Source organism: Cryobacterium luteum (assembly GCF_900110125.1).
Taxonomy (GTDB): domain Bacteria; phylum Actinomycetota; class Actinomycetes; order Actinomycetales; family Microbacteriaceae; genus Cryobacterium; species Cryobacterium luteum.
The window spans coordinates 1-3,139 of the sequence record NZ_FOCN01000055.1 but is presented as its reverse complement, the minus strand read 5'-3'; the positions used below and the strand labels follow the sequence as shown (position 1 = coordinate 3,139).

Genomic DNA, 3,139 nt, shown 5'->3' with positions numbered 1-3,139 from the left:
AAACACTCGGCGGCATCACACCCACTCAAGCCATGCAACGACTACTGTCAGAGCCAGAAATACCCATCGTTGCGACGACCGGTTGAATCCGCCTTGCAATCGCCCAAGTGGTCGTGGGAACGGAGCCGACGCGAGCGGTCGTGTACTTCGGCGTCGCGGGAGGGATGATCATCGTCGGGCTCGTCAAATTGAAGCGATATCGTCGGGCAATTGCGGCGTTTACCACCGAGAACGGCGTAGATGCTGGCAAGCGTTGATGGAATTCCGGTCGTCCCATTGGGGGTTCCCATACGGGCCTTCTCTGGGACGTCCCGCCGGTGGCAAATTTATCCAGCGTGGTGGCCGCAGAACGTCGCCGGCTGGCGGGCCGGGTGTAGGCACGAGCTTCAGCGCGTACCGGCTGGAACCGCCGCCACCTCGGCACCGACACGCTCGCCCGCCCGCCGCTAAACCGGCGTCGGGACAGGCAGAGCGACCGGAGCAACCCGGACTGCGGGGCAACCACACCGATCACGGCCGACAGCAGACCTTGCAGGCGGAAGAAGGAAATGGCCTGACTACCCGAGGCTCTGAGCCTGGCCATCTCGTCCAGAAGCGGTGCCAGCCGGATGACCTCGTTCACGGCACCCTTCCCGTTATGTCGTGGCCGGAAACGTTGAGTTGGCAGCCTCCACCCGACGGCCGACGGCCCACGGGCTGCGTCGTCACGTCAGTCTCGCGTAGCAGCCGGATCATCTCGGCTCACACGAGACAAACTCGGCGATGGTCTGCGCAAGGAGTTCGTCGGAGACTCCGTGCCAGTCGCCCTTGAGTTCGATGGACTCGCTCGTCGTCACGTGTTCCGCGACGCGGTCGACGAACCTGTGGAGCGGGGGCGGGCTGGCTTTGCTGACAATGGCCAGTGTCGGGATGCCGACGCGAGACAGCGCGCCGGGAGTGAGTTCATCGGCGATTCGGAGATCGTTCGAGATGGTGTGTGCATATGGGGCGCATGCCTCCGCGAACGGAGCCATCTGCTCCACGACTTCGGCGGGCATCCCTTGGTAGTGGAAGAACCGGCGCACGGCTTCGGCGTTCCGGCCGTGGCCGACCAGTTTCTCGATTTCGGCGATGAACTCCTCGGTTCCGGCCAGCTCTGATGGCGGTTCCATGACGATCAGGCACTTCATGCTCATCCCTTGGCATGCGGCATAGAGTGCCAGGGAGCCGCCCGATGAGAACCCGTACACGATCGTTTCCGGGCCGTTTCCTGCGGCGTCGATCACGACTTGCAGGTCCTCGACCTCTCGGTCGGGAGTAGGAGCGTCATTGCCGGTCGAGTCGCCCTTGCCTCTCCGGTCGTAGCGGATGACGGTGAACTGGCTCGTCAGCCGCTCGGCGAGTGTGTTGTTCGGGCTCAATGCGCGATCCACGAGGATGGGGTCGATCATGACAAGCGTGGGGCCCGTGCCGGATCGGGACCAAGCCAGACTGATGCCGTCCGTCGACTCAGCGATTCCTGATTCACTCATCGGTCCACTCCTTCAGCGCTGTGCTGTTTCTGATTCTTTGGTCGTTCCCACTGGGCGACTGGCCGTCCGTCTCGACGCCACCACTCGCCTGCCGGGCCTTGCGGCCATCCAGGTGGTGAGTCTTCCCATTGCTCCTGCCGCCCGTAGATGGTGCGGTCGAGCAGGCCGAGTATCGGGTCCATGACTTCGGTGCCGCGATCGGTGACCTCGTAGGTCAGGTAGACGTCTTGGCCGTCGCGAAGGTAGCAGCGCAAGTATTTCTCACCTGCCACCGCCGGGTTGTGGAGTGCAGCTGACGTCGAATACCAGGGATGGGTCCACCCCATGAACTCCCGGTACGCCGAAATCTCGCTCCAGGGCCCCTCGCAAAGCATGGCGAGTGTGACGTCGCGCTGCGAGAGGTACGTCTGCGTCGGAAGTTGCGACGCAGAGAAGGTGCATCCCATGCACTGCGCGTCGAACGGCTGCCCGTGATTCCACATGAACGTATAGGCGATGAGCATCCGACGTCCCTCGAAGATCTCGGCAAACGGCACTGGGCCGTCCTCGCCGACGACGGTTGCGGGGCCGACCGGCGTCACGGGGAGTCGGCGTCGCGCCGAGGCGATCGCGTCACCCGCGCGTGTGTGCGCTTTCTCCCTCTCCAGAAGACTGGCTCGCTCCGTAAGCCACTCCGCTCGGTCAGCCACCCTCGGCAGCGGCAAAGCGCCGTCGAACGACGCTGCGATGCGATTCACCATAAAGATATGTTTATCATACCTGTTGCTACGTTTTCAATACTCAAATGGCGGTACAATGAAGACATGCCCATCAAGCGGACCTATGCGGACCTCGGCGACGCCTGCGCGACTTCGCACGCGATGGAGCTCATCGCGGAGCACTGGGGCTACATCGTGATCCGCGAGCTCTTCCTCGGCCCCAAACGGTTCAGTGAACTCTTCGACTCGGCCCGCGGCATCACCCCGACCATGCTCACCACGCGTTTGCGTGATCTAGACGACCGCGGCATCGTTACCTCGCGGCTACTGGATCCTCCCGCCCGAGTGCGCGTGTACGACCTCACCGAGTGGGGTCGTGACCTCGAATCGATCATGCATGCCCTCGGGCGATGGGCGCAGCGTTCACCCTCTCTCCCGCAGGAGGGCGGGCTGACCCCGGATGCGGCTGTCCTGGCTATGCGAACGATGGCCCCGCCTCATCCGTTGGACCCGCCGGTGCAGCTGCAACTGCGCCTCAGCGACTCTCGCGGTCGAAACGAGATCGCCTACGACTACTTCATCGACTGGGGAAGCGATGGATTCCATGCCGACCGCGGACGCCTACCCAACCCCATCACCCGCATCAGCATCGACGCGACCAGCTGGGCGAATGCGCTCTTCAACGGTGCGGCTCTACCCCGCGAGGCCGTCCAAGGGGATCCCGCACCGTTGGACCGCTTCATCAGAAGCATGTCTCCCGCCCAGCGCTGACCATGGTTTCCCGGCCCTGATCGAAGCCATCGCGCTGCCCGGTGAACGTTCCCCTTGCGGGCGACTTGCTCAGCGAATCGACTTGAGCGGAATCACGTTTGAACGCGCCTGCTGGACGTCCCTCTTGCGGACCCCTCACTCTCAGGCGTTGACCCCATG

3 protein-coding genes are annotated in these 3,139 nt (G+C 63.5%); 1 reads left to right on the top strand and 2 read right to left on the bottom strand.

The window, feature by feature from the left end:
- Positions 1 to 731: 731 nt before the first annotated feature.
- Together BMW72_RS18120 and BMW72_RS18115 are read right to left on the bottom strand one after the other, a co-directional pair.
- Complete coding sequence (locus BMW72_RS18120; RefSeq protein ID WP_092113128.1) at positions 732 to 1,511, bottom strand: alpha/beta fold hydrolase; 780 nt, start codon at positions 1,509 to 1,511, stop codon at positions 732 to 734.
- Positions 1,508 to 2,251 carry a DUF899 family protein gene (locus BMW72_RS18115; RefSeq protein WP_092113125.1) on the bottom strand — a complete coding sequence of 248 codons (744 nt, stop codon included), beginning with the start codon at positions 2,249 to 2,251 and terminating at the stop codon, positions 1,508 to 1,510. The genes BMW72_RS18120 and BMW72_RS18115 overlap by 4 nt, the downstream gene beginning before the upstream one ends.
- A 63-nt stretch (positions 2,252 to 2,314) precedes the next feature.
- Here BMW72_RS18115 and BMW72_RS18110 point away from each other — a divergent pair, with 63 nt between their 5' ends.
- Positions 2,315 to 2,980, top strand: coding sequence for a winged helix-turn-helix transcriptional regulator (locus tag BMW72_RS18110; protein ID WP_166787823.1), 666 nt, complete (start codon positions 2,315 to 2,317; stop codon positions 2,978 to 2,980).
- The last annotated feature ends 159 nt before the right edge of the window (positions 2,981 to 3,139 follow it).